4 protein-coding genes are annotated in these 3,475 nt (G+C 68.0%); 2 read left to right on the top strand and 2 right to left on the bottom strand.

The window, feature by feature from the left end:
• On the top strand, nucleotides 1-1,379 hold a 1,379-nt coding region (locus ACXWUF_RS20665), incomplete at its 5' end, for a formylglycine-generating enzyme family protein (protein ID WP_458496444.1).
• An 81-nt stretch (nucleotides 1,380-1,460) separates the two neighbouring features.
• Here ACXWUF_RS20665 and ACXWUF_RS20660 read toward each other — a convergent pair.
• Nucleotides 1,461-2,582 (bottom strand): reverse transcriptase domain-containing protein, encoded by a 1,122-nt coding sequence (locus ACXWUF_RS20660; RefSeq protein ID WP_458496443.1) that lies wholly within the window; start codon nucleotides 2,580-2,582, stop codon nucleotides 1,461-1,463.
• On the opposite strand from ACXWUF_RS20660, the gene avd reads away from it, so the two are divergent.
• Nucleotides 2,547-2,930, top strand: coding sequence for a diversity-generating retroelement protein Avd (gene avd / locus ACXWUF_RS20655; RefSeq protein WP_458496442.1), 384 nt, complete (start codon nucleotides 2,547-2,549; stop codon nucleotides 2,928-2,930). The two genes, ACXWUF_RS20660 and avd, sit on opposite strands and share 36 nt — an antisense overlap.
• A 160-nt stretch (nucleotides 2,931-3,090) precedes the next feature.
• Here the strand turns inward: avd and ACXWUF_RS20650 are convergent, their stop codons facing one another.
• Nucleotides 3,091-3,312: an SUMF1/EgtB/PvdO family nonheme iron enzyme gene (locus ACXWUF_RS20650; RefSeq protein WP_458496441.1), complete on the bottom strand. Its 222-nt coding sequence runs from the start codon at nucleotides 3,310-3,312 to the stop codon at nucleotides 3,091-3,093.
• Nucleotides 3,313-3,475: the final 163 nt, after the last annotated feature.

Raw genomic sequence — 3,475 nt, 5'->3', positions numbered from 1 at the left:
CGCGGCGGGCCATCGACTACATCGACCATCGGGCCGGGTTGTTGATCGGCCAGGGCGAAAAAAGCCGCGAGCGACAATTCACCTTTCCCCATCGCACGTTTCAGGAATTCCTCGCCGCCTGCCATCTGGCATCCAAGGTGGAGTTTGCCGCCACCTGTCGCACGCTGGCCCGGAGCGCCCCGGACCATTGGCGGGAAGCCCTGGTGCTGGCGGCTCGACTCGCCAAGCCCGATCTGGGCACTCATGCGGCGGATGGCTTGGTCGAGTATCGAAGCGTCGGGGAGGTCTCCGCCAAACGACGTATCGAACCCGCCGACTGGAACTGTGCCCGCTTGGCCGCCCAGCAGCTTTTGGAAATCGACCTCAAAGTGGTTGAGAAGTCATACGAGGCCATCGTCCAGCGGGTGCGGAGCTGGCTGGCGGCGGGCTTGGATGTCCATCCTGAGTCGGGCGGTCTGCCCGCTACGCAGCGTGCTGAGTCGGGGGACGTTTTGGCCCGGTTGGGCGACCCGCGTTTCCATGGGCCGGAGCGGTTTTGTTTGCCAGCGGATGAAAACCTGGGGTTTGTGCGGATTCCGGCTGACCCGGCGTTTTGCATCGGCACCCGTCGGGCGGACGCGGCGCGGGTGGCCGGGATCGTCGGTCGAAATGTGCCGGAGAATGAACTCAACGATACGCCGACCCCGACGCCGGAATTCCTCATCGCCCGTTATCCCGTGACCGTGGCGCAATTCCGGGCCTATGTGGACGCCACCGGGCGGGGACCCGGCGACGCCGACGCCCTGCGCGACCCGGACACCCGCCCGGTGCGCTGGGTGAGTTGGCATGAGGCGCTGGCCTATGCGGATTGGTTGAACGAAAAGCTCAACACCGCCCCGGAACTGGCGGGCACGGAGGTCGCCTGCCTGGTCCGCGCAGGCTGGCGGGTGGCCCTGCCCAGCGAATTGGAATGGGAGAAGGCGGCGCGGGGCGGCTTGGTGGGGAAGGTCTTCCCCTGGGGCGATGAACCCGACCCGGAGCGGGCCAACACCGACGAGACCGGGATCGGCGACGCTTCGGCGGTCGGATGCTTCCCGGCCAACGACTATAGCCTGTCCGACATGGCGGGAAACGTCTGGGAGTGGACTCGGAATTTGTGGGGTGAAGACTGGGATAAACCCACCTTCGGCTATCCCTACGATTTTCAAGATGCATGCCGGGAGGATCAAACGGCGGGTGATAATGTGCTCCGGGTCGTGCGGGGCGGCGCGTGGGACGTCCACCGGGTCGACTCACGCTGCGCCTGCCGCTACTGGGATCGGCCCGTGGCCCGCTACGACGACCTGGGGTTTCGTGTGGTGTTGATTTCGGCCCCTGTTCGCTTTCTCCGGCCCCGGTAGCTCGGGCCTCCGGGCTCCGGCCCTCCGCCCTCCGAGGGGGTGCGGGGGAGCCTTCCCCCGCCCGCGCAGCGGCGATTTTTTTCACGCGGCGGGCGGGCGGAGGGGCGGCAAGGGGATGGGGTGGGTGTCGAACAGGTGCTCCCGCAGCCCCCAGGTGTCGGCATAGCGGACGTGGTTGATCCAGCCCTGCACGCTGGCGTCCAATTCCGCGTAGCTGATCCGGCCCGCGCCGTAGAGGTCCAGCAGCCGCTCGAATTTCCGGGTGAACTTGACGGCGTTGCGGCCCTTCAACAGGCGGTGGGTCGGGTGGACCACGAAGCCCAGCCAGGGGATTCCGCAGCGGGTGGGCAACACCTGGGCCTCGGCCTCGTGGATCGTCAGCCGTTCCCGCGCCAGCCGGGCGACGATGGCGGCTTTCCAGGCCCACAGGGTGGCCTTGCAGTCGCCGAACAGGGCGAAATCGTCCACATAGCGCAGATAGGCCGGACAGCCCAATTCCCGCGCCACGAACCCGTCGAAGTCGTTCAGGTAGGCGTTCGACCAGAACTGCGAGGTGAGGTTGCCGATGGGCAGACCCCGTGGCCGACAGGCAGCCAGGAGGTCGTCGCCGGGGAAATAGACTTGGCTGTATTGGTCCGCCAGCACGCCCGCGCCGCTGGCGAGGATGGCGTCCACCAGCCACAGCACGTCGGGATCGTGGATGACGCGGGCGATCTTGGCCCGCAGGATGGCGTGGTCCAGGGACGGGAAATGCTGCACCACGTCGGCCCGCAGCACGTAACGGTAGCGTCCCGCCCACCGTTGCAGGCAATCCAGCGCCCGGTGGGTGCCCTTGCCCACCCGGTTGGCGTAGCTGTGATGGGTGAAGCGGGCCTCGAAGCGGGGTTCGATGATGTTGCAGAGCGCGTGGTGGACCACCCGGTCGCGGAACGGTGCGGCGCTGATTTTCCGCCGCTTGGGCTCGTGGATGATGAAGTGGCAATAGGCGCCGGGACGGTAGGTCTTGCCGAGCAGTTCCTCCCGCAGGGTGACCAACCGGTCGGCCACTTGGTATTCGAAAGAGGCGGCGGTCCGGGTGCGGCGCTTGCCCCGCGCCGCCTTCCGGTAGGCCAGCCACAGATTACCGAAGGCGGTGACGGCTTCCCATTCCCCCAGCGGTGCGCTTCCATGGCCGATGCCAAAGACCTCGCGATCCTCGTTCAAACCTATGACCTCCTGACGTGGCTGCTGCCCCAGTGCGAGCGCTTCCCCAAGTCGCAGCGCTTCGTGGTCACGCAACGCCTGACCGGCGCGGCCCTGGATTTCCAGGAAGCCCTGTTCGACGCCAACGCCCGCCACGGCGCGGGGCGGCTGTCCCATTTGGAAGCGGCCGACGCCCACCTCGACAAGCTGCGGCTATACCTGCGCCTGGCCCGGCACTGGGACTGGCTGAGCAGCGGCCAGTACGAACACGTCAGCCGCATGGTGGCGGGCCTGGGGAAGCTGTTGGGGGGATGGATACGGCAGACCCGGAAGGCGCTGGACGAGGCGGGCCGGAAGGCTCCCGCTTGAATGAGGGTCGGGGCGGGCGCGGCGGGCCGGAGGCCAGACCGCGCCCAGGCTTCGGTATGCGCCCGGCGCTGGCGACGCCCCGGTATCGCCCTGCCTCGCGGCCCGCGCTCGGACCAGACCTGTCTGGCGCTGTTCTTCTTCCTTCGCCTCGGCGGGCCAATCACAACGACCGTGATCGGCCCACATTGCCGGAGCGCCGCCGGGTCGCCCCGGCGCACGCCGTCCCGCCGCCCGGCTGGACCAGAAGAAGGGCGGGAAGAACATGGGCCGAAATCAACACCACACGAAACCCCAGGTTGTTGTTGCGGTTGTCGGGTTGATTCCTGTTGCGGTAGGCGCAGCGTGTGTTGTCTCGGTGGTTGTTCCACGCGCCGCCCCGCACGACCTATCCAGACCGCCTGACCGGGCGTCGCCGCCCGGCGTCGCCATGATACCCGCAAACCCCGCCAAAAATCCGCCGCTGCGCGGGGCGGGGGAAGGCTCCCCCGCACCCCCTCGGAGGGCGGAGGACCGGAGCCCGGAGGCCCGAGCTACCGCGGGCCGGG

The organism is Methylomagnum sp. (genome assembly GCF_054333355.1).
Note: the sequence above shows the minus strand (reverse complement) of the source record. Positions and strands in the feature narration are given on the sequence as shown.

Coding starts and splice junctions, on each gene's coding strand:
- avd (WP_458496442.1), top strand. CDS start 2,547: ATGGCCGATGCCAAAGACCTCGCGATCCTCGTTCAAACCTATGACCTC.